This window comes from Phaeobacter sp. JH20_34, assembly GCF_048056095.1.
In the GTDB taxonomy this organism is placed as follows: domain Bacteria; phylum Pseudomonadota; class Alphaproteobacteria; order Rhodobacterales; family Rhodobacteraceae; genus Phaeobacter; species Phaeobacter bryozoorum.
Genome location: NZ_JAYMWT010000001.1, coordinates 71617 through 92548, shown reverse-complemented (window position 1 = coordinate 92548; position 20932 = coordinate 71617). Strand labels below are relative to the sequence as shown.

Below are 20932 nucleotides of genomic sequence, written 5' to 3'. Positions count from 1 at the left end.
GCATGGCCAAGCTTGAGACCCGCATTGGAGATCTTTGCCTGAAGAACCCGGTGATCGCGGCGCCGGGAGAACATCTGATTGATATCGAGGGGGTCCGTGCTGCGATTGAAGCCGGCGCGGGTGCGGTGGTCGGCAAATCTATCAACGAGTCGCAAGCCGCCAGGCACCAGTTGCAGCAGGCTGAATACACTTTGCTGGATCGAGACTGGAACAAGGTGGATTGGTCCGAGGATGCTCCGCGCGGACTGACGGTGTTTACCCGATCTGGGCTACCGTCACTGACCTTTGATGCTTGGCTCTTGCAAGCTGTGAATATGGACCGTCTGGCAGGTCAACACGACTGTCTGTTCGTACCGTCACTGGTCCTGGCCCAGCCAGCCGCAGCCCTGGACATGGCGCGCGCGATCCAGGCCGCCGGGCTGAAGCTGCTGGAACTGAACATCGGTACGCCCTACGCCAGCCAGGCGGCGCGCTGCGCCGTCAGCACGGAGTTGGTCCCCGAACGGGTGGCAAAGCTCACCGGAATGATGGTTGAAGCATTAGATATTCCGGTCTGGATCAAGATCTCAGGTCAAAGCGAACGCGTAGGCGACCTCGCTGAAGCAGCCTTTTCCGCAGGCGCCCAAAGCGTGGTTATGGCAGGCCGGTCGCTCGGGTTGGTGCCTGATCTTGAAACACAAAAACCTGTGCTGGACACAAGCTGCGGTATCGGGGGGTATTGGAACCTGCCGATTACTTGCCATTGGTTGGCAACAAGCCGACGGCGTCTTGGTCTAGGCTGTCCATTGATTGGCACCAACGGCGCGACAAATGGTCGGGACGTTGCCCGGATGATGCTGGCTGGTAGCAGTGCCGTAGGGCTATCCTCCGAGGTGATGCTGCGCGGCTGGAGGGTGATCACGGACGCGGTGGATGAACTGGAAGCCTATTGCGACAAAATGGGCATGTCTGCCGCCGATCTCATCGGTCGCGCCGCCGACGCACGGCGGACCTATACAGAACTGCCCACCGTCGGGGATCACTGGCGCAATTTTATCCCATCAACAGCGGATGCCGCGCCCGAGGGATGAGGAATTGCGCCCACAAGATGATTGATAATGGTAGTTATGTTAAAAATAGGATTGATTGAGTTGACAAGACAGGTCTGGTTTCATGCACGTAAGGCCGCCGCTAGATCCTGAACGCCTTGGTCAAGTGTGTCTTCTGAGAACCCTGCAAAGCCCATGACCAGCCCTTGCATGTTGGGCGTCTGTGCAAAAAATGACGACAGCGGTCTGACGGAAACCCCGGCCAAATCGGCGCGCTTTGCAGCCTCGACATCGCTCATGCGGCTCTCGAGCGAAGATGTGAGCCTTGCCACCAAGTGCATTCCGGCAGGTACCGGATCCACGGTCAGTAGTTCGCCTGCATGGACGCAGATCGCCCGCAGCAGCGCCGCATGTCGTTTTGCGTAGAGGCGTCGCATCCGCCGGATATGGGTGGCAAAATCGCCGCTCTGCATGAAACGGGCCAGCACGGGTTGCAGCATGAGTGACGCCTGCGGGTCGGTCTGTTCCAGCACGGCTCTGACCTGCGACAAGAGCGGTTTTGGAAGAACCACAAACCCTAGCCTTAGTGCAGAAAAGACCACCTTGGAGAAGCTGCCGACGTAGATCACCCGATCCTGATTGTTGAGGCTCATCATCGCCGGGAGCGGTCGACCCTGAAATCGATACTCACTGTCAAAGTCGTCCTCGATCACATAGGCCTGTCTCGCGACGGCCCATTCGATCAGTTCCAGTCGGCGGGAAAGCGGCAATGTCACGCCCAGCGGGTACTGACGCGACGGTGTCACAATCGCCGCTTTTGCCCTCGGTGTGGCTAGCAGTGCGCTCTTGATGTCGAAGCCCGACTGATCAACCGGCGACGGCACTGGGATTAGCCGGTTGTGATGCAAGGCGCGATTGAGGATCATATACCCGGGATCTTCGGTCAGGACCTCATCGCCTTCCCTCAACACGGCAGCCGCGATCAGGCCAATCGCTTCGACGACACCGGAGGTGATGAAGATCTGCTCTGGCGTGCAGGGCAAGCCACGCCATTCTCGCAAATGATCGGCAATCGCGCTGCGCAGCGGCGGCCAACCAAAAGGATCGACGCGCGCCAGCAACGCGGCTTCGGGCATACGCCAGGTTTTGTCGTGGTGGCGGCTCCATTGGCGGTATGGAAACAGTGCGATCTCAGATGCGGAGATATCAAAGGTTCGTAACTGTGCGGGCATGTCGGGAGTAGCGTCCGGCATGGCTGCGTCTGTATCCTGCGGGCCTGGTGCTCCTGCCAATCCCGGCAGCTGTTCGGGCAATTCTGCTTCGACGTAGACACCGGATCTGGCGCGCCCTTCCAGATAGCCCTCGCTGATCAACTGATCGATCACGGCGGAGACCGTCACCCGTGACACCGAGAGTTCATCAGCCAATGTCCGGCTTGACGGGAGCTTTGACCCTGGCGAAAGCACATGCTCGAGAATCAGGCGTCTCAATTGAGACAGCAGCTGTGCCTGCAACGTTTCTGGTCCGTCGCGATCCAGCGAAAGGGAGAGCAGTGCCGCTCCTGTTCTGGCCTTAGTCATAGCGCAACTATTGATAAGTTCGATCAGACCAGTCAAGGCGAGAACTGTCTTTGTGGCCGCTGCCCCCCGAACGGTAGGTCCCCCCGACCCTGATCCGGATGGGCGAGAGGAATGCTGTGTTATTCATTCGGACGAACGCGTGCAGCCGTTTTGTTCGCAAAGGCTTCAAGCCGTGCCCGTGCCGCGGGCTGCGTGTTCACAACACCGGCGACCACCGCTTCGGCATAGGCGGCATCCATACCGGACATATTGTTGAGATGGCTGATTGCGGAACAGATCGCGTAGTTGGTCAACGGCAGGTTTTCCGCCGCGCGATCGGCAAGTTCCAATGCCTTGTCAAAGCTGGATCCTTCAGTGATGTATTGCGCCAGCCCAAGGTCAACGGCTTCCTGCCCCTGATAAACACGTCCCATCAGGATCATGTCGATCATCCGTGATTTGCCAATCAAATCAGAGACACGGATGGTCGCGCCGCCACCGGTGAAAATGCCACGCTGGCCCTCTGGCAGCGCGAAGTATGTGGTCTGGTCCATCACCCGGATATGGGCTGCGCTGGCCAGCTCAAGACCGCCGCCAACAACCGCGCCCTGCAGGGCTGCGATGACGGGAACCCCGCCATATTCCATCTTGTTGAATGCTTCGTGCCAGCGCAGGCAGACATGCATGAATTCGTCCGGGCTGCGATCCTCTTTCCAATGTTCGACGAGGTCCAGACCTGCACAGAAATGGTCCCCCGCCCCGGCCAGCACCACCGCCTTTACACCGTTGCGATGTGCACCGCTGAAGAACTGAACCAGCTCTTCAATGGTTGCGGTGTCCAGCGCGTTTCGTTTCGAGGGGCGGTTGAGTTTTACGACACAGACACCGTTGTCGCGCACGTCGATGGCGAGGTTCTGATAGGAGCTGAAGCTGTCTTTTGCCAACATGGCGGGATCCTTTTCGGATTAAATGGGTGCCCTTGGGCGGGTATGCTGCGGAAGGTCAGAGTCGGCTTGTCTCGTCGAGGATACTCGATGCACCGTTGATGATCCGGGCCCGGTCGCTTTCGCATTCGACCAGGACATGCCGGGCGAAGATCTGGGCGGTGGTGATTTTTTGTGCCATGAATTCAGGATCGCTGCCCTGTTCCAACTCAATCTCGGCAGCACGCGCCGCGCGTGCCAATTGCCATCCGGCCGCAAGCGTCCCGGTTAGATTGAGGAAAGGGACGCTGCCGGCAAAGGCGGACCTGAGATCATCGCTGCCAATGTCCAGCAGCCAGTCCAGGCTGGCGTCAAACGCTTCCCGCGCATCGCCAAGACATTTCGCGATGTCCTGCGCTTTCGGGCTTCCAGTTTTCAGGGCGCTTTCGGTCTCTGCAACCATGGCCGAGAACCGGCGCGCTGTCTGTCCGCCGTCTCGCAGCACCTTGCGTCCCAATAGGTCATTCGCTTGAATTGCCGTGGTTCCTTCGTAAATCGGCAAGATCCTGGCATCCCGGTAGAATTGCGCGACGCCGGTCTCTTCGATGAAGCCCATTCCGCCATGGACCTGCACGCCGAGGGAGGCCACTTCGACCGCTCGCTCGGTGCAGAAGGCTTTGACCAGAGGGACGAAGAATTCGGCGATCGGCGTTGCCTCTGCGCGCGTGCTGTTGGTCCCGTTCCGAGACAGGTCCAACCAGCCAGCCGCTGCCATGCTGAGCGACCGGCCACCTTCGACCAGAGCCCGCATCCGCAGCACCAGCCGGCGCACATCGGGATGGCCGATGATGGTCGGAACCTGTTCAGGGTCCAGCCCGATGCCTTGTCCCTGAACCCGCTCCTGGGCGTAGGCAAGCGCGTGCTGATAGGCGCGGTCGGACAAGGCGACCCCCTGAACGCCGACGGCAAAGCGCGCGGCATTCATCATGGTGAACATATATTCCAACCCGCGGTTTTCTGCCCCGATCAGATATCCGGTGGCACCTGCATATTCCAGAACCGCTGTCGGACTTGCCCGCACCCCCAGCTTGTGTTCGATGCTCACACAGTTGACACGGTTGCGGTCGCCGGGGTGGCCATTCTCATCAACGAGGTATTTCGGCACCAGAAACAGGCTCAGCCCCCTGTGCCCCTCCGGGGCGTCGGGAGTGCGCGCGAGAACCAGATGAATAATGTTCTCGGAGAGATCATGTTCGCCATAGGTGATGAAAATCTTGGTGCCACTGATGCTGTAGCTGCCGTCCTCGCGCGGCTCAGCTTTGCAACGCACGCGACCAAGATCACTGCCGGCCTGAGGCTCGGTCAGGTTCATTGTCCCGCTCCACTTGCCGGACACCAGCGGCCGGAGATAAATTTCCTTCTGTTCATCCGTGCCGGAGAGCTCCAGCGCGTCGATGGCACCATCGGTCAGAAGTGGGCACAGGCCAAAGCTCATGTCCGACGCATTCAGGATCTCCGTCGCGGCAGCTCCGACGGCTCGCGGCAAGCCCATTCCGCCATGGTCCGCAGGGTGTGCCAGGCTTTGCCACCCCATGTCGACAAACTGCGCGTAGGCTTTTTCATAGGCTCTTGGGAGAACGACTTTGTTCCCCTCAAGTCGCGCGCCCGCCGTGTCGGCATCATGTGACAGCGGCGCGATGAGATCCCCGCAGAACCTGCCAAATTCTTCCAATGCAGCCTGAGCGTCAGCGCGTTCAATTTCGCTGTACTTGTCCAAGGACACGATCTGCGGCCATTGGGAAAGATGTTCGAGATTGAACATCAGGTCACGGATTGGAGCTTGATAAGTCATTGGCGCCTCGCTGCTGTGCTACCTGCTGTCGCGTATCTACGGTACGGCCAGTTTGCTGCCCATTCCAGAATTTGACAAACGACTTTCCGAAAGTGACAAAACAACCTAATCTGACGCAGTGATGACACACTCCGATCCAGACACGCTGGCGACCGTATCTCTGCCATTCATAGAAGACTGGCTTCTGGCTTTGCAGACCTGCTGCAACGGAGATCAGATGAGCGCTATTCTGCAACGCTGCGGTCTTGCCCCGCTGGTCAAGCCGGAGACTGTCAAACACATGGGCGCGCAGCGGGTAACCCTTGACCAGATCGTGCAGCTCTATCAGGTTGCCGCCGTTGAAACTGGTGATGAAATGACCGGTTTGTGGGACCGCACTGTCCGGCCTCGCGCGCTGCAACACCTGTTGACCACGGTGCGTGCAGCTGGAACCCTCCCGGCGGCCCTCTATCGGTTCTCCACATTCTGGAATTTGATACTTGATGACTATCAGGTTGATTTAAAATCTGAAAATAAAGATCTCATTCTCAATATCGTCCCCCGCGGATCGCCTGAGATCCAACGGTTCGGGCATATGCTTATGCTTAAGCTGGCGCATGGTCTGCTCTCTTGGCTGGCGGGCTACGAAGTGCCGGTGAAGGCCGTGCAATTTGCCTTTGATCGCCCCGAATTCGCGCAGGATTATGGTGTCGTCTTTCCAGCCGCCGTAACATTTTCTCAAGGCTGCTCGGCCATCTCATTCGACGCCCAGCAGCTGGGCGCACCTCAGCCCCGCACTGCTGCGGAGTTGGCGGAATTCCTGGACCGCGCTCCGCGTGACTGGATCTTCACCGGCTTTCGGGAGCACCGGCTTTCGCTTCAGATCCGAGAATTCCTCTACCAATCCAACTGGGAAAACTGCCGACTGAGCGATGCTGCGGCAATGCTAAATGTGACACCTCGAACATTGATGCGGCGATTAGATGCTGAGGGAGCGTCCTTCCAGTCCATCAAGGATGCACTGCGCCGCGATATCGCGATCCGTGATTTGCGAGCCGGGCAGAAGTCGATTGAAGAGATATCGCAGGATCTTGGATTTTCCTCTGCGGCAAACTTTCATCGTGCTTTCCGGCGCTGGACAGGCGGCACAACCAGCTCCTATCGAGCCCTTGATACATAGGCACCGGGCTGCTCGGGTTCAGGATACAGGCGCGACGCATAATCGAGGATCGACCCGAGGGCGGTGAGGCCGTTAATGATTGGTGGCGTTCGGATTTTTCAGGGCAGTACGAAAAAATTCGTGCTATCCAAAGACAAATATCAACGGGCCTTCTATGACGCATTCAGACCTCGGGACAGGATCGGACAAAGTTCTGGAGCGCCAGTTGGGTGTGCAGCAGTTTGGTGAAACCATTCTGCTAGACTGCGTTGTGATCCCCGCAGGCAACAGCCATGCCGCCAGGCTGTTCTTCAAATCAGGGACCCATTGCAACGATATTTTGGCTTCCGACGAAAACACCACCCTGAGACATCGCCCGGATTGCGTTCAGTCCCTCGATGTCGGGTTGAATAGCCCGATGGACCCGGTCGTTATCGCCGTCAACGGTCAAGAATGCCGTGTTGAGGCCCAAGCTGCTGAGACGGACCTTTTTTTCGGGCTGAACGTGATTATAGCGACGCGCAATGGTGAAAGTGCCGAAACGGCCTTTGACTGGCTGACCTACCATGTGTCTCAGCATGGGATGCAGGCAGCCGTCATCCTAGATCAAGCGCCACCTGATGAAAGTCGGCAGTTTATCGCGGCTTTGCAAGGCTTTGCTAAAGAGATTGAGGGGCTCGTGCGCGTGGTCGTGGTTCATTCTGCCTGCCCGCTTGGCAAAAAAGGCCTGCCAGCTGAAGCTCATCCACTGAATGTGTTGGGTGCACCGAAACGCAGGCAGACAGCGCCGCCGGATGACCCCTGGAGGGCGCCGCTCGGTGAGTTCGTGATCTATGAGATCATTCGGGCGCGTTTTTTGGCCAGCGCCCGTGCAGTGGCCAATCTTGATTTATGCGACCTGCTGGCCTGTAACAAAGGTCCAACGATTTTTGATCGCGCGGTTCAGGTCCCTGGTAGCTACACGTGCCTGCATGGGGTGCAGAGCTATCCTTGGCGGGTGCGTCGCGGCAGAGACGCCTCATTTTCCGATCATATCTGTACGCGGTTTGATAGCGACATACGCCACCTGCGTTGGTGCGTCGCCCCGCAAGACTGCCGCGCTGACAGCATTTGGCATCAGTCACAGATCGTAGGGGCGACGCCCGACACGGATCGCATCGCCAAGTTCTCCCGCAGTATGCTCCTGCGCCATCCAACTGAGAAGCTATCGCAGATTGTCCCGAAGGCTGGCCTCGTTGAGGCGCCGGAACTCCTTGATGTGTCGTTGCAGCATTTCGGCGCAGATCCGGTTCGTATGCCTAAGGCAAAGCTTTTGCCCACTGGCGGCAGTGGAACGCGGACGGTTGTGGTCACAACGATGAAGAATGAAGGGCCTTTCGTGCTGGAGTGGCTGGCCTACCACCGTGCCATCGGCGTCGATGAGGTCCTTGTTTATACAAATGACTGCAGCGATGGCACCGACAGTCTTTTGCGGGTTTTACAGGACAAGGGCTACGTCCAGCACAGGGATAACCCATATCGCGGAACCGACCTGAAGCCGCAGCACGCCGCGTTTCAAGCGGCGGAAGAAGAACCTGTCGTTCGCGCCGCGGATTGGCTTGTCTGTATGGATGTGGATGAATTCATCAATATTAGATGCGGAAATGGGCGGCTCAGCGACCTATATGCTGCGATCGGTGACGCGAATATGATCGCTATGACCTGGCGCTTGTTCGGAAACAGTGATGTGTCCAGGTTCTCCGGCGCGTTAGTCACACGAGAGTTTACGCGCTGCGCCCATGAAGTCACGCGCAGGCCGCATCAGGCTTGGGGCTTTAAAACGCTGTTTCGAAATAACGGTGTCTTCAAACGTCTCGGCGTTCACCGGCCAAAGGGGCTGCAATCACAGCACTGGCAGGACATTCGATGGGTCAACGGATCGGGTCGCCCGATGCCACGGGACATATTTCGGAATGGCTGGCGCTCGACCATCGCAACCTATGGATACGATCTGGTCCAGCTCAACCATTACGCGGTGCGCAGTGCAGAGAGTTTTCTGGTCAAACGCGACCGTGGTCGGGTGAATCACGTCGAGCGCGATCAGGGATTGTCCTACTGGTTCAGAATGAACAACAACGCTGAAGACGATCGCTCGATCCAGCGCATGATGCCTGCGCTTGAGGAGGAACTGGCCCGATTGCTGACAGATCCAGACATTGCCGCTGCGCATGAGGACTGCTGCCGAAGGCATCGCGAGAGGATCAGCGAACTCAAGGCGCGCGAGGATATGCTTGCGCTGTTTCAGGACATCACAGGTGAAAAGTTGCGAAAACTCTCGAGGATGCACGCCCATTTCTGCACCAACGTGTTTCTGGGCGGCCCCGAGGTGATACCTGACGAGGTTGCCGAACGCCCCTTAGGGAGCGACTTTTTTTTCAGCGTGAAGCGGGGCGAGACCAACCATTAAGGACAGAAGCGATCCGGGATTTGCGTATGGCTGTCCCGGTGTCTGGTGTTTTAAGTCTTGCGGTTTGTTATATTATAAAATAATAACCTGGAGCAACAAAGGGGGCCATCATGCGAAAACGCGCAACGACACGCCAATCAGATGTCCTGACCGTGTTGAAGGCCTGCGACAGGCCGATGACGGCCTATCAAATTCTTGAACAGCTCCAGCTGAGCGAGCCAAGTATTGCGCCGCCGACAGTCTATCGTACGCTGTCGGCTCTGACCGATCAGGGGCGTGCGCATCGCCTTGAGTCAATCAACGCCTTTGTCCCCTGTCGCTGCGACCATGCTGAAAGCGTGCCTGTTCTGGCCATCTGCGAAGACTGCGGATCGGTAGAGGAACACGACGGCAGTGACCTGCTTCCGAAGCTTACAGAACTGACCGATAGAAATGCCTTTAAAGCCCTGCGCCATATCGTCGAAATCCACGGCCTATGTGGCACCTGTGCTGCCTGATCATTTTCCACATTGGACATTGTTATGAAACGAACTCTCTCTCTTCTCGCAATCGTTACTGCCTTGCCGGCGTTGGCCGAGGGCACCCGTCAACTTGGCGCGCATGAACACGGCGTTGGCACGCTGAACATTGCGATCGACGGGAGCACGGTATTGATGGAGTTCCAGGCGCCCGGAGCTGACCTGGTCGGGTTTGAACATGCCGCAAAGAGTGCCGCGGATCGTTCAGCAGTTGATGCTGCAATCGCCCGGCTCAGTGATCCGTTGGCCCTGTTCATTGTGCCGGACGCCGCTCGGTGCAGCGTTGGCGAGGCGAGCGCAAAGCTGGAGACTGCCAGTGACCACGGTCAAGATGTGCATGAGGATCATGCCGAAGATGCCGGGCATGATAACAACCAACACGGTCATAACGACCACGAAGACCACGCGGACGACAAGCATGATGACCATGAGCATGAAGGCCATGCTGAGCATCACACCGAAGAAGCAGATCACGCCGAGTTTCATGCAAATTACATGCTAAACTGCGCCGAACCTGCATCCCTGACGAATATCAGCTTCGCTTACTTCGACGCCTTTCCCAACGCGCAGAAGGTTCAGGTGCAACTGGTCGGTGCATCCGGCGCGCACGCATATCAGATCGAACGTGGCACCCCGATCCTGACGTTGGAGCGTTGAACGTAGGTGACGGATGCAACGCTCGAAATCACTGGACTGGCCTATCGTTGGCGCGGACGAACCGGGTTCTCGCTGAGTGTTCCGCAATTCTCTCTTGCAGCGGGTGAAACAGTCCTGCTTCTGGGCAAAAGCGGGTCGGGAAAATCAACGCTGCTGTCATTGATCTGCGGTACAATCCTGCCGGATCGCGGCGAGATTTCTGTTGCCGACAGAGATATTTCCCGATTGAGCGGAGGCGCGAGAGATACGTTCAGGGCGGAGCATATCGGCGTTATCTTCCAGCAGTTCAACTTGCTCCCATTTGGATCCGTGATCGACAATATCCTGCTGCCCCTCCGCTTTGCGCCCTCACGCCGCAGGCGGGTCAGCCAGCCCGCCGCGGAGGCAGCACGCTTGTGTTCTGCCCTGGGTCTGCCGGAGCATCTTATCAACGCAAAGGCCAGGACGCTCAGCGTGGGTCAGCAACAACGCGTCGCGGTGGCCCGTGCCTTGATTGGCCAGCCCCCACTGATCATCGCGGATGAGCCGACCTCTGCCCTCGATAGCAACGCCCAGTACGCCTTTCTCGATGTGCTGTTCACACAGACTGCGTCTACGGGCTCTTCACTATTGATGGTGAGTCATGATCCCCGTCTGGGCAAAAGGTTCGACCGGGTCATCACCCTTGAGGACATCGCCGAAGTTCAGAAAGGTGTATCATGATTTTGCGGCTGGCGATTGCGTCGCTGTTTGCGCGTGCGCTGACGGTGGGCATGACAATCCTCGCTATCGCTTTGTCGGTCGCCCTTTTTCTTGGCGTCGAAAAGGTGCGAACCGGGGCCAAGGCGAGCTTTGCCGACACGATTTCCGGGACCGATCTGATTGTCGGCGCCCGCTCGGGATCTGTGCAGTTGTTGCTCTACTCAGTATTTCGTATAGGGAATGCGACAAACAACGTCAGCTGGCAAAGCTATCAGGACATCGCGGGCCGGTCCGATGTGGACTGGATTGTGCCGATCTCCCTTGGCGACAGCCACCGGCAGTTCCGTGTGATGGGCACCACCCAAGAGTTTTTTGAGCATTATAGATATCGGCAAGGCAGGTCGTTGACGCTGGCAAATGGCGCCGTCATGGATGATCTTTTTGATGCGGTGGTTGGGGCCGACGTCGCGTCCGCATTGGGTTACAAGGTCGGCGACCCGATCATCGTGGCGCATGGCCTTGCGTCTTTCACCGAACACAAAGATCAGCCATTCCGGGTCTCTGGAATTCTGGGAAAGACCGGTACGCCGGTTGACCGTACCGTCATCATAAGCATGGAGGCAATAGAAGCCATCCATGTCGACTGGCAGAGTGGCGCACAGATCCCCGGTCAGGCGACGCCGGTGGATGTCATCCGTCAGATGGACCTGACACCGAAAGCGATAACGGCGGCCCTCGTCAGTGTCAAAAGCCCGCTCCAGACATTTTCTCTGCAACGTTCCATCAACGAATATCGCGAAGAGCCGTTGCTGGCGATCCTGCCGGGTGTGGCTTTGCAAGAGCTATGGGGTATTGTTGGCATAGCCGAAACCGCGCTTGTTGCAGTCTCGGCTATGGTGGTTGTGACCGCGCTGATTGGAATGATGGCCACGATCTTTTCCAGTCTGAATGAACGGCGCCGCGAAATGGCGATCTTTCGCGCGATGGGTGCAGGTCCGCTAACAATACTTAGCCTGCTGGTGTTGGAGGCGATGATGATGGCCACTCTCGGGGCAACACTTGGATTGGGGTTGGTATATGTAGGGTTGATCATCTCCCAACCCCTTCTCGACAGCGCGCTTGGCTTGTGGTTGCCGATTGATGCGCCAACACTGCGCGAGTTTTGGGTCATTCTGAGCGTTATCTGTGCCGGCATGGTTGTCAGCCTCATACCTGCGATGAGAGCCTATAGAATGTCCGTTGCCGATGGTATGATGGTAAGGACGTAGTGGACTAAGCGAGGTGGACCAAATGATGAACCGCAGAACGGCGTTGATGCTCTTGTCTGGATCAGTGGTTGCCCCAACGGTGGCCTCTGCAGCGACGCCGCGCGAGATCATGTGGGATGACCTGATCCCGCCGGGAGTTCCCTATTCGGAGATCACCGGCGAAGGCGATATGGACGTTGAGAATGACACTTGGCGGCCGATCTACGACGCAAATGCGACGAAGCTGAACGAAGAGCTGAACGGTGTGTATATCAAGATGCCAGGTTTCATCATCCCCTTCGACGTCGGAGCAAAGGGCGTGACGGAGTTCATGCTGGTGCCCTATGTCGGCGCCTGCATCCATACGCCCCCGCCCCCGGCTAACCAGCTTGTGATGGTCACCGCGACAGAACCATGGCCGGGGGATCAGCTCTGGGATCCGGTTTGGGTTACGGGAACACTGCGGACGCAACTGCAATCTACCGCGCTTGGCCAAACGGGCTATTCCATAGCCGCCGACAAGATGGAGGTCTACGTCTGGTGATGAAGCAGCTCGCCGTTTTCCGAAAGCTCCAAGCGAGGCAAGAATACCCCGCTTGAAGCCCAATCGGTCGCAGTTACTTTTTAACAAACTGCCGCGTGTGATCGCGGGGTAGTCTTGCAATTGAGCGGTGAGGCGAAGACCAGGAAACCGGCCGGCGCCGTGAGCCAGAGCTCCTGACTATGTTGATGCAATCTGCTCCGCGAACTTTATCAGCCGGTTCCGCTGAAATTCGACGAAATCGGCTGCGGGCTGGTTGGCCTCGGCAACGCCGCGGAAGGGGTCTTCGACATCGCTCTTGATGCCTGCCATCGTCGCGATCACTTCGTGCGCACAGAAGGGAACCACCGCCTCCGCGTAGCCGCCTTCATGTACCGCAACCAGTCTGCCACCACATAGATCGCGCGCGGCCTTCATCACCGTGCGGGTGAGATAGGCGAATGTGCCGCTGTGGGCCGTCATTCGGCTGAGCGGATCGAAGTTATTGGCATCCAGCCCGCAGGCGATGATGATCAGATCCGGTTTGAATTCGTAAAGCGCGGGCAACACCAGCAGCTCCATCGCATCGGCGTAAGACTGGTGGCCTGCGCCCGGCAGCAGCTCCACGTTCAAGTTGCAGTCGGCTCCTGCTCCCGCGCCGCGCTCCTCCCCCAAGCCGGAGCCAGGTGGGAAGCAGCTTTGCTGGTGAATCGAAATCGTCAGAACATCACCGCGCTCATAAAATATGTCCTGCGTGCCGTTGCCGTGATGCACATCCCAATCCAGCACTGCCACCCGGCCCAGCCCCTTTTCAGCCTTCGCAGCCTCGATGGCGATCGGGATATTGGCCAGCAGGCAGAAGCCCATGGAGCCGTCGCGCCCGGCATGGTGGCCCGGCGGGCGCGACAGGGCATAGGCGTTCTGATAGGTCCCGTCCAGCACATCGAAAACCGCCTGTCGCGCCAGCCCGGCCGACAGCGCGGCAATTTCGTAGCTGCCAGCTCCGAAAGGTGAGAACAGACCAGCGTTTCCGCCGCCCGCATCGCTGAGCGCCTTGAAACGCTCAATGTAGTCACTGCTGTGGACTCGCGCCATTTCGCATTCGGTGACGGGCCGGGCGGACTGCACGCCCAGTTGGGCGGTCAGTCCGGACACATCCATCAGCGACTTCAGCCGCCGCTTGGATTCTGGCGATTCCGCGTGACCGGCGCCAGCGGGCGGCTGCACCCAGCCCCCGACCGGCATGATCAGCGCGTGTTCGCCAGTGGTGTGCCACAGGCAATGCTCGTCAAAGTAAAATCCTGTACCCGGCATTGTCGTCTCTCCTCGATGTGCAGGTTTCAGAAGCGCAGCGTTGCGTTCAGCAGCGCGGTGAACTGGTCGTTGCGGCCGCCGCCAAACAGTGTGCCGCCGCCGTCATAGGTGTCGTAGCGAAGCTCTGGCCGGATCCGCAGCGCGGGGGTTGCCTGCCACTCCAGCCCCGCCGTCACCGCATAGACATTGCCGCCGGTGGCGCCGTTCGCGGCCCACAGGATGTTGGCGGCGTTGTCGTCGCGAAACCATTCGGCACGCCCGTTCAGGTGCAGATTGTCCGCAAGCTGGTAACGGGCCTGGGCATTGAGGCCGTACCATTCGCTTTTCTGGGTGATCGCGCCGGGGGCCGGAATATCGCCGCCCTCCTGAAAGCCGTAGCTGGCCTCAAAAGCCAGGGACAGATCAGGGTTCACCTGATGGCCAACCGTCAGGTAGGCCGCCGCCCGGTCGAGCCGTTCACCGGTGCTGCTGAGCGCGATATAGGCGGAACCGCCGCGGGACGGGCCGTAGGCATCGCCCTCGCCGTTTCCATAGATCGCCTCGAAGTCGACCCAGGTTCGGAAATCCGCACTGCGCCAGCGCAGCGCGCCGATCAGCGTCAGGCGGCTGTCTTCCACCGTGCTCCAGCCGGTCACGGCGCCCAGCTCAAAGCCCCAGAGTCCGGCTCCCTCCCGCGTGGGCAGACGAGAGCTGATCAGCACGCCGGTATGGGTCCCAGGCCCATGCTGCAGGCTGTAGGTATGGGTGGAAAACCAGTTGGGCGGGGTGAACGGCAGGCCGATTTCCTTACCAGAGACTGGCGACAGGAAGTTCCCCGCCAAGACCGTGGTGCCGCCCAGCACCGGCAGATAGACCTCAGCATAGGCCTGCGGGAAGGCCAGCTTGTTGTCATCGTCCAGATCGGAGGTGAAGTCGTCAAACCCCGCAGTACGGAAGAAGTCGGAATCCCTCCCATAGGTCGCGGTGATATTGAAACCGAACTCCACCTGCTCGCCGCGCGGCCCCGGAAACGGGCCGACCCGGGCGATAACGCCTTGCGGGCGGCCGGCCAGCGGACCGGGGCAGCTGATGCCGCGGCAGAACACCAATCCCAGCTGGTTGAGGTTCAGCCCCTCCTCGCCGGAGAAGAACGCGCCATTGCCGAGCGCTCCGTCCACGCCAGTGCTGGACGCCGTGATGGCGGTTGCATCCACCCAGCCCAAGACACCAATACGGTGGTTCTTTTCCAGGCCGTCACCCGCGATGCTGCGGAACAAGGAGCCGTAGGCGTCCGGTGGCGGCGCATCCTGAGCACGGGTAGCGGCAGGCAGCAGTGATCCGGCCAGCCAGGCGGCCAGCGTCAAACTCTTCTTCATTTTCCCCTCCTGAAGGTATGGTCTTGCAGGCCTCAGACGGCCCTTCTGATATTGGGGAGCAGGCGGTCCAGCAGGCCGCTCAGCCCCCGCGGCGCCAACAGCATCACCGCAACCGCGATGAGGCCGAGGGCAATCTGGCTCCAGCCGGGATAGGCGGCGAGCCCCTCCCGCAGGAGAACGAACAGCAGCACGCCCAGCACCGGGCCGCGGATGGTGCCAAGCCCGCCGATAACGCAGATAAAGATCGCGTTCACCGTCCAGTTGATGTCGAAGGCGGCGATTGGCGAGACATAGAGCGTGCCAAGAAAACTGATGGCGCCGGCCATGCCGCACCCCGCCGCCGAAAGGACAAAGATGGTCCCTTTGATCCGCCGGGTTTTCACCCCCAGCGAGCGGGCGGCGGTTTCGTCATCGCGCATCGCATGGACATGCAGGCCATAGGGGCTTTGCTGCAGCAGCCACAGCCCCAGACACAGCCCCGCGGACAGTGCCAGCGCAAACCAGTGCGCCGACGCGGGCAGCCAGCTGGTGTCGATCCGCCGAGCCGCATAAAGCGGCAGGCCGGACGAGCTTCCGAAGTAGTCCAGCCGGCCGACAACGATTTTTATGATCTCTGCCGCCACCCACATGCCGATGGCGAAATAGACCTCGCGCAGGCGGAACAGAACCGGGGTCAGGGCAAGCGCCAGCAGCGCCGCCCCGGCCCCGGACAACGGGACCATGATGTAGGGAGAGACAGGCAGGTCCCGTGTGACAGCAAACAAGAGGTACGCCCCGGTGGCGACAAAAGCGTGGTGGCCAAGCGACAGGAGGCCGCCATAACCCGCCAGCAGGTTCCAGCTTTGGGCGATGGCCAGCAGCACCAGCATTTCGGTCAGCAGCGCCAGCCCGCCTGCATTCAGCGCAAAAGGCGCGGCGGTAAGTGCCGTCAGCAAAAGGGCAAGAATAGCGCGGGTCATCGTGTCACCACCTTTCCGGCAAGCCCCTGCGGGCGGATGAGAAGGAAGACCAGCAGAAGCAGGTGCCCGTAGAGCAGCCCCGACGCCGGATCAAAGTAGAAGCCCGCCACATGCACCAGCGCCAGGGCGATGCCGCCAAGATAGCTGGCCCAGATTGAGCCAAGGCCGCCGATCACGATCACCTCAAAGGCGATGAGCAGCCGCTCCGCACCGGAAAACGGCGTGATCGAACTGCGTGAGGCCAGCAGCATTCCTGCCAGCGCCGCACAGGCGGCGGAGACTGCCATGGCAATGGCAAAGATGCGCCGGCGGCGGATTGCAAACAGCGCCACGGTTTCCGCATCATCAGAGGTTGCGCGCACGGCACGGCCCAGCCGGGTTTTGCTCAGGATCAGATGCAGCCCGCCGAACAGCGACAGCGACAGCAGAAAGATGCCCAGCGGCAGCCAGCCGATTGTCTGGCCAGCAATGGTGAGATTGGCGGTTTTGACCGCGCCTAGGTCGATGCTGCGGCTGTTGGCGCCGTATAAGCCGACCATCGCATTCTGCATCACCACCGACAGGCCGAAGGTGACCAGCAGCGCGGGCATCGGATCGGGGCTCAGCACCCGGTTCAGCAGCTGGGTCTGCAGCAGCCAGCCAAAGGCGAAAGCGCCCAGGCAGACCAGCGGCATCAGCAGAAATGGGCTGACCGGCCAGTCCGCGCTGAGGGTAAACAGCGCCAGCGCGCCGGCAATGGCCAGCTCTCCATGAGCAATATTGGCAATTCGCATGACACCGAAGATCAGCGACAGCCCCAGCCCGAACAGCGCATAGAGCCCGCCCAGGAACAGCCCGTTCATCAGGATTTCTATGGCTGTGCTCATTGGTTCTCTCCGAAATAGGCCTGACTCACCTGCTCGAAACAGGCACCATCCGAAGCGCCTGCCAGCGACACTTGCCCTGCCAGCAGGCAGTAGAAACGGTCAGAGGCTGCCAGCGCCCTGCGGATATCCTGTTCGACCAGCACAATTGTGGTGCCGCGCGCCTTGAGGTCGGCCAAAGCCTCATACACCCGATCAACAATCACCGGCGCCAGCCCGAGGGAGGCCTCATCCACCAGCAAAAGCTCCGGGTTGGTCATCAGCGCGCGGCCGATGGCCACCATTTGCTGCTGGCCGCCCGACAGCAGACCTGCAGGTCGCTGCGCCATCGGCGCGATTTCGTCGAACAGCTGCAGCACCCGCGGCAGGGTCCAGTGGCCGCGCCGTCCGACATCGCCGCCGATCATCAGGTTTTCCGCCACGGTCAGGCTGGGAAACAGCCGACGGCCTTCCGGCACCATGGCAATGCCGCGCTGCGCCAGCGCGCCGGGATCCAGCGCCAGAATGTCCTGCCCGGCAAAGGTCAGCTGCCCCGCCTCGCGTGTGCCCAAGCCTGCAATCGCCCGCAGCAGCGTGGTCTTTCCCGCGCCATTGGCACCGATCAGCGCGACGGTCTCGCCCTTGGCTACATGCGCATCAATTCCAAACAGGGCCTGGAAATCGCCATAGCGCGCGGTCAGGTTCTGCATCTGCAACAGGGTCATGCCGCCGCCCCCAGATACAGCGCGCGCACCTGCGGGTCGGCTGCAACCACCTCCGGGCGGTCCTCAATCAGCTTGCGCCCCAGCGCCAGCATCATGATCCTGTCAGACGCTTCCTGCAGTGCGTGGGCGATATGCTCAATCCACAGGACCGCCAGCCCCGCTTCCTTCAGCCGCTTGACCAGTAGCACCATCTCGGCGGTTTCCTGATCGGTCAGCCCGCCGGACACCTCGTCCAGCAGGATCACTTTGGGATCAGAGGCCAGCGCCTTTGCCAGTTCGAGCCGTTTGCGGTCCAACAACCGCAGCGCGGTGCCGGGATTGTTGCGGTGTGGTCCCAGACCGGTGATCTCCAGGATCTCCTCCACCCGCGCCCGTGCGGCCTTGGGCGCGATGCCGTGGCTTGCGTGCTGTGCCAGATAGAGTGTCTCTTGAACGCTGAGAGAGGCAAATGCGCGCGGCACCTGAAAGGCACGTGCCAGCCCGGCACGGACCCGCCCGGCTGTGTCCAGCCCGGTTACATCCCGCCCTGCCACATGGACCGATCCGCCATCGGCGCGTGTGACGTCGGTCAAGAGGTCAAAGAACGTGCTCTTGCCCGCGCCATTGCCCCCCATGATCCCAAGGCAGCTGCCCGGTGCGACGGTGACCGAGACATCCTCGATCACCCGCAGGCCGCCAAACGCCTTGCTGAGATTGCGTGCTTCCAACATGGCTCAGACCTTGGGCAGTGCGATGGTTTCGCTTTCGACGCGAATGTCAGGCGCGAGGGTGTTTTCGGTAATCACCAGTTCAAACGCATGCTTGCCCGAGGACTTGCGCCACTGGCCGCCCGCCAGCTGGGTCTTCGCCACGTTTTTGACAGGGCTGGAGGCAAAATCCACCGGCCCCACAACCGTGTCCATTTTTGTGGCAGCAAACACGTCGCGGACTGCGGCGCGGTCCTTGGGGGCGCCGGACTGCACCAGCGCATTCAGGCCCACCTCGAACAGCGCATGGCTGTAGCCCAGCGTCTGCACCCATTGCGCGTTGCTGTCTGCTTCCCAGGCACCGGCCAGTTCGCGGGCGCTTTGCCCGGTGAAGGAGGAGGCGAAGGGCATATTCGGGGTCCACCAGACCTCAGTCGTCATGCCATCGCCGCGCGCGCCCATCGCTTCAATCGCCTGTGGGAACAGAAAGGCCGCAGCAAAGGTGCAGGCCTTGGGGGTGTAGCCCGCCTGCCCCGCCTGATTCCAGAAGGTGATCCAATGCGGCGGGAAGCCGAAGCCGGTCACAATATCGGCGCTGGCGTCGCGGAAACGGCTGACCTGAGCGGAATAGTCATCCGCGTCGATCTTGAACATGCCGCCATCGGTACGCGAATAACCGCCCCGCTCGATGAAGCCAGGCAACCCCATCGCCGGATCGGCAAAGGCCTGTCCGACCGGGTTGTCGAGATAGAAATCGCCAACGCTCTTGTTGGTGTCGATCTGATCCCAAAGCCGCACAAAGGTGCTCATGGCGTCATCTGCGCCCCAAAAGAAATGGAAGGTCCAGGGAAAGCCCTGTTCCGGGTTGGAGCCGCGCGGGAACATCCAGGCTTGCCAGGGCTGCATCGTGCTCATCGTCGGGATGCCATGAATATCGGCGATCTCGCCCAAAGCCACCGCCGCATCGCCGTCGTTGATCAGCAGCATATCGACCTGATCGCGCAGGATCAGCTCATTGCCCGCAGAGATCGACCGGTTCATGTTGGACTGATTGTCCTTCACGATGATCTCGACTTCATGGGTGCTGCCGCCAGCGTTCAGCCCGCCCTCCAGCTGCTTGCGGATGCTGTCGACCATCCACTGATCCGATGTCCCGAACGAGGCGCGCGGTCCGCTCAGCGGCGAGATGAATCCGATCCGCACCTTCTTGGAGGCGGCGGTTGCAATGGACGGCATCGCCAGTGCGCCGGTTGCGGCGGCCGTTCCGGCGAGGAAACTGCGGCGGCTGAAAGATGTGAGTTTGGTCATGGTGATCCTCCCTTTTCCAAAACGGTACGGAAGGGCCCGCGGCTCAGACATAGTGCATATGCACTATCATCGACCGGATTGTTTACAGCTTTGCAGCGCTCGCAGGAACGTCGATGGAGCCACATGAAATCAGCGGCATAGCGAAGGAATGAAGGTGCCTGAAACGCTACGGGTGCAGCTCTAGCGCAGCTGGCTGCCCGCCAGTCGCAGCAGTTCGACTTTGCTGTGAACGCCGGTTTTCCGATAGATGGAGGCCGCCTGATTCCGCACGGTATTGACCGAAACGCCGACGTCTTCGGCAATCGCCCGCATCGTCGCGCCGGAAATCAGCAGCTCCGCAACATGGCGTTCCTTCGGGGACAGGCGGCTCAGGGGGCTGACCGGCTGTGCCGAAATCAGCCAAAGGTCGTCAGAGTAACGGGAGCGGCCGAAGGTCGTCCCGGAGGGCGCGGTGATCACAGTATGACCCGCCAGTTCCCGCATCATGGCCGTCGGCTTCTGCCCCGGCTCAAGCCCGTCTTTCACCGCCGCATTGAAGCCGGAAGAGCACAAGAACAATTCGCCCTCATGGTCCAGCAGCGCCCATTCGTTGCAGGGGTCCACCCGCAATCCTAGGTCCAGCTGTAAGCACATCGACAACGCCTGCTCCAGATGCCGTAGGATGGCCAGAAAATCCGCAGTCTCTGTGTCGGTAAAGGCTGGCTTCTGGCCATGCCGGTAAAGCGACATGAAAAAGTTGAACGGCCCTTCGCGCACCTTGCAATGGCCGTTCAGCATCTGAGTCAGATCGAATTCCTCGGCGAAGACCTTAAACCCGGGATCTGTCACAGCATCCTCGACCGACAGCGACCGGGCGTACCGTTTCAGGGAACGGCCGGTGCGCACAAAGGGGTCATTCACCAGATGCGCTTTGACCTTGGGCTCGAACCCCTCCGGCAAACCGCTGACCATCGTATGGACCATGGCGATCTTGCCGCCCCGGAACACCGACCAGCCCCACCAGGCGGAATCAAACACCGTAATGCCGCGCATCAGCCCGATCATGTACTGCTGGAAATGCAGCGGCGTGTGGGTGTTGGCCTTGTCCATCAGGCTCAGTACAAATTCACTTAGATCATAGCGGTTCATGGGGTCCGGGTATCCCGCGCCAAGCTGCCAAACACATAGTGCATCT

19 protein-coding genes are annotated in these 20932 nt (G+C 59.9%); 8 read left to right on the top strand and 11 right to left on the bottom strand.

From position 1 onward, the window contains the following. Positions 1-2 precede the first annotated feature (2 nt). Complete coding sequence (locus VWZ81_RS00455; RefSeq protein WP_416541746.1) at positions 3-1070, top strand: dihydroorotate dehydrogenase; 1068 nt, start codon at positions 3-5, stop codon at positions 1068-1070. Positions 1071-1150: 80 nt separating this feature from the next. Here the strand turns inward: VWZ81_RS00455 and VWZ81_RS00450 are convergent, their stop codons facing one another. The 3 genes from VWZ81_RS00450 to VWZ81_RS00440 all read right to left on the bottom strand — a co-directional run bounded on the left by VWZ81_RS00450 (position 1151) and on the right by VWZ81_RS00440 (position 5362). After that, entirely contained in the window at positions 1151-2644 is a 1494-nt protein-coding gene (locus VWZ81_RS00450) for a PLP-dependent aminotransferase family protein (protein WP_416541745.1), read from the bottom strand. Between the two features lie 83 nt (positions 2645-2727). Further along, positions 2728-3534 (bottom strand): methylthioacryloyl-CoA hydratase, encoded by an 807-nt coding sequence (gene dmdD / locus VWZ81_RS00445; RefSeq protein WP_416541744.1) that lies wholly within the window; start codon positions 3532-3534, stop codon positions 2728-2730. Positions 3535-3589: 55 nt separating this feature from the next. Beyond that, positions 3590-5362 carry an acyl-CoA dehydrogenase gene (locus tag VWZ81_RS00440; RefSeq protein WP_416541743.1) on the bottom strand — a complete coding sequence of 591 codons (1773 nt, stop codon included), beginning with the start codon at positions 5360-5362 and terminating at the stop codon, positions 3590-3592. Positions 5363-5483: 121 nt separating this feature from the next. Between VWZ81_RS00440 and VWZ81_RS00435 the strand changes: the two genes are divergently transcribed. The 7 genes from VWZ81_RS00435 (at position 5484) to VWZ81_RS00405 (ending at position 12593) form a co-directional block, all read left to right on the top strand. Continuing rightward, on the top strand, positions 5484-6521 hold the full coding sequence (locus VWZ81_RS00435) for an AraC family transcriptional regulator ligand-binding domain-containing protein (RefSeq protein WP_416541742.1): 1038 nt from the start codon (positions 5484-5486) through the stop codon (positions 6519-6521). A gap of 154 nt (positions 6522-6675) precedes the next feature. Next, positions 6676-8946, top strand: coding sequence for a glycosyltransferase family 2 protein (locus VWZ81_RS00430; protein WP_416541741.1), 2271 nt, complete (start codon positions 6676-6678; stop codon positions 8944-8946). Between the two features lie 110 nt (positions 8947-9056). Continuing rightward, a complete protein-coding gene (locus VWZ81_RS00425) occupies positions 9057-9443 on the top strand; it encodes a Fur family transcriptional regulator (RefSeq protein ID WP_340547659.1) in 387 nt (128 codons plus the stop codon). A 24-nt stretch (positions 9444-9467) separates the two neighbouring features. Next, entirely contained in the window at positions 9468-10121 is a 654-nt protein-coding gene (gene zrgA, locus VWZ81_RS00420; protein ID WP_416541740.1) for a zinc uptake protein ZrgA, read from the top strand. 6 nt (positions 10122-10127) lie between these two features. Next, a complete protein-coding gene (locus tag VWZ81_RS00415) occupies positions 10128-10823 on the top strand; it encodes an ABC transporter ATP-binding protein (RefSeq protein ID WP_416541739.1) in 696 nt (231 codons plus the stop codon). Then, the gene (locus VWZ81_RS00410; protein WP_416541738.1) at positions 10820-12070 is read left to right on the top strand and encodes an ABC transporter permease; all 1251 of its coding nucleotides are present in this window, start codon (positions 10820-10822) and stop codon (positions 12068-12070) included. Before VWZ81_RS00415 ends, VWZ81_RS00410 begins: the two co-directional genes overlap by 4 nt. A gap of 22 nt (positions 12071-12092) precedes the next feature. Then, positions 12093-12593, top strand: coding sequence for a DUF3299 domain-containing protein (locus VWZ81_RS00405; RefSeq protein ID WP_340547655.1), 501 nt, complete (start codon positions 12093-12095; stop codon positions 12591-12593). A gap of 177 nt (positions 12594-12770) precedes the next feature. On the opposite strand, the gene VWZ81_RS00400 is transcribed toward VWZ81_RS00405, so the two are convergent. The 8 genes from VWZ81_RS00400 to VWZ81_RS00365 all read right to left on the bottom strand — a co-directional run bounded on the left by VWZ81_RS00400 (position 12771) and on the right by VWZ81_RS00365 (position 20886). After that, positions 12771-13883, bottom strand: a complete 1113-nt coding sequence (locus VWZ81_RS00400) for a class II histone deacetylase (protein ID WP_416541737.1) — start codon at positions 13881-13883, stop codon at positions 12771-12773. A 26-nt stretch (positions 13884-13909) separates the two neighbouring features. Beyond that, on the bottom strand, positions 13910-15238 hold the full coding sequence (locus VWZ81_RS00395; protein WP_416537998.1) for an outer membrane beta-barrel protein: 1329 nt from the start codon (positions 15236-15238) through the stop codon (positions 13910-13912). Positions 15239-15270: 32 nt separating this feature from the next. After that, the gene (locus tag VWZ81_RS00390; RefSeq protein WP_416537997.1) at positions 15271-16197 is read right to left on the bottom strand and encodes a branched-chain amino acid ABC transporter permease; all 927 of its coding nucleotides are present in this window, start codon (positions 16195-16197) and stop codon (positions 15271-15273) included. Then, positions 16194-17063, bottom strand: a complete 870-nt coding sequence (locus VWZ81_RS00385) for a branched-chain amino acid ABC transporter permease (protein ID WP_416541736.1) — start codon at positions 17061-17063, stop codon at positions 16194-16196. Before VWZ81_RS00385 ends, VWZ81_RS00390 begins: the two co-directional genes overlap by 4 nt. Then, a complete protein-coding gene (locus VWZ81_RS00380; protein ID WP_416541735.1) occupies positions 17060-17764 on the bottom strand; it encodes an ABC transporter ATP-binding protein in 705 nt (234 codons plus the stop codon). The genes VWZ81_RS00385 and VWZ81_RS00380 overlap by 4 nt, the downstream gene beginning before the upstream one ends. Further along, entirely contained in the window at positions 17761-18474 is a 714-nt protein-coding gene (locus tag VWZ81_RS00375; protein WP_416537994.1) for an ABC transporter ATP-binding protein, read from the bottom strand. Before VWZ81_RS00375 ends, VWZ81_RS00380 begins: the two co-directional genes overlap by 4 nt. A 3-nt stretch (positions 18475-18477) precedes the next feature. Further along, positions 18478-19758 carry an ABC transporter substrate-binding protein gene (locus tag VWZ81_RS00370; protein WP_416541734.1) on the bottom strand — a complete coding sequence of 427 codons (1281 nt, stop codon included), beginning with the start codon at positions 19756-19758 and terminating at the stop codon, positions 18478-18480. A gap of 180 nt (positions 19759-19938) precedes the next feature. After that, positions 19939-20886: a helix-turn-helix transcriptional regulator gene (locus VWZ81_RS00365; protein ID WP_416541733.1), complete on the bottom strand. Its 948-nt coding sequence runs from the start codon at positions 20884-20886 to the stop codon at positions 19939-19941. Between the last annotated feature and the right edge of the window lie 46 nt (positions 20887-20932).

Excerpts from the sequence above, each read along its gene's own strand:
- VWZ81_RS00395 (WP_416537998.1), bottom strand. The coding sequence starts at position 15,238 with ATGAAGAAGAGTTTGACGCTGGCCGCCTGGCTGGCCGGATCACTGCTG.
- VWZ81_RS00455 (WP_416541746.1), top strand. The coding sequence starts at position 3 with ATGGCCAAGCTTGAGACCCGCATTGGAGATCTTTGCCTGAAGAACCCG.
- dmdD (WP_416541744.1), bottom strand. The coding sequence starts at position 3,534 with ATGTTGGCAAAAGACAGCTTCAGCTCCTATCAGAACCTCGCCATCGAC.
- VWZ81_RS00430 (WP_416541741.1), top strand. The coding sequence starts at position 6,676 with ATGACGCATTCAGACCTCGGGACAGGATCGGACAAAGTTCTGGAGCGC.
- zrgA (WP_416541740.1), top strand. The coding sequence starts at position 9,468 with ATGAAACGAACTCTCTCTCTTCTCGCAATCGTTACTGCCTTGCCGGCG.
- VWZ81_RS00410 (WP_416541738.1), top strand. The coding sequence starts at position 10,820 with ATGATTTTGCGGCTGGCGATTGCGTCGCTGTTTGCGCGTGCGCTGACG.
- VWZ81_RS00440 (WP_416541743.1), bottom strand. The coding sequence starts at position 5,362 with ATGACTTATCAAGCTCCAATCCGTGACCTGATGTTCAATCTCGAACAT.
- VWZ81_RS00365 (WP_416541733.1), bottom strand. The coding sequence starts at position 20,886 with ATGAACCGCTATGATCTAAGTGAATTTGTACTGAGCCTGATGGACAAG.
- VWZ81_RS00405 (WP_340547655.1), top strand. The coding sequence starts at position 12,093 with ATGATGAACCGCAGAACGGCGTTGATGCTCTTGTCTGGATCAGTGGTT.
- VWZ81_RS00370 (WP_416541734.1), bottom strand. The coding sequence starts at position 19,758 with ATGACCAAACTCACATCTTTCAGCCGCCGCAGTTTCCTCGCCGGAACG.
- VWZ81_RS00400 (WP_416541737.1), bottom strand. The coding sequence starts at position 13,883 with ATGCCGGGTACAGGATTTTACTTTGACGAGCATTGCCTGTGGCACACC.
- VWZ81_RS00380 (WP_416541735.1), bottom strand. The coding sequence starts at position 17,764 with ATGACCCTGTTGCAGATGCAGAACCTGACCGCGCGCTATGGCGATTTC.
- VWZ81_RS00385 (WP_416541736.1), bottom strand. The coding sequence starts at position 17,063 with ATGAGCACAGCCATAGAAATCCTGATGAACGGGCTGTTCCTGGGCGGG.
- VWZ81_RS00435 (WP_416541742.1), top strand. The coding sequence starts at position 5,484 with ATGACACACTCCGATCCAGACACGCTGGCGACCGTATCTCTGCCATTC.
- VWZ81_RS00390 (WP_416537997.1), bottom strand. The coding sequence starts at position 16,197 with ATGACCCGCGCTATTCTTGCCCTTTTGCTGACGGCACTTACCGCCGCG.
- VWZ81_RS00375 (WP_416537994.1), bottom strand. The coding sequence starts at position 18,474 with ATGTTGGAAGCACGCAATCTCAGCAAGGCGTTTGGCGGCCTGCGGGTG.
- VWZ81_RS00425 (WP_340547659.1), top strand. The coding sequence starts at position 9,057 with ATGCGAAAACGCGCAACGACACGCCAATCAGATGTCCTGACCGTGTTG.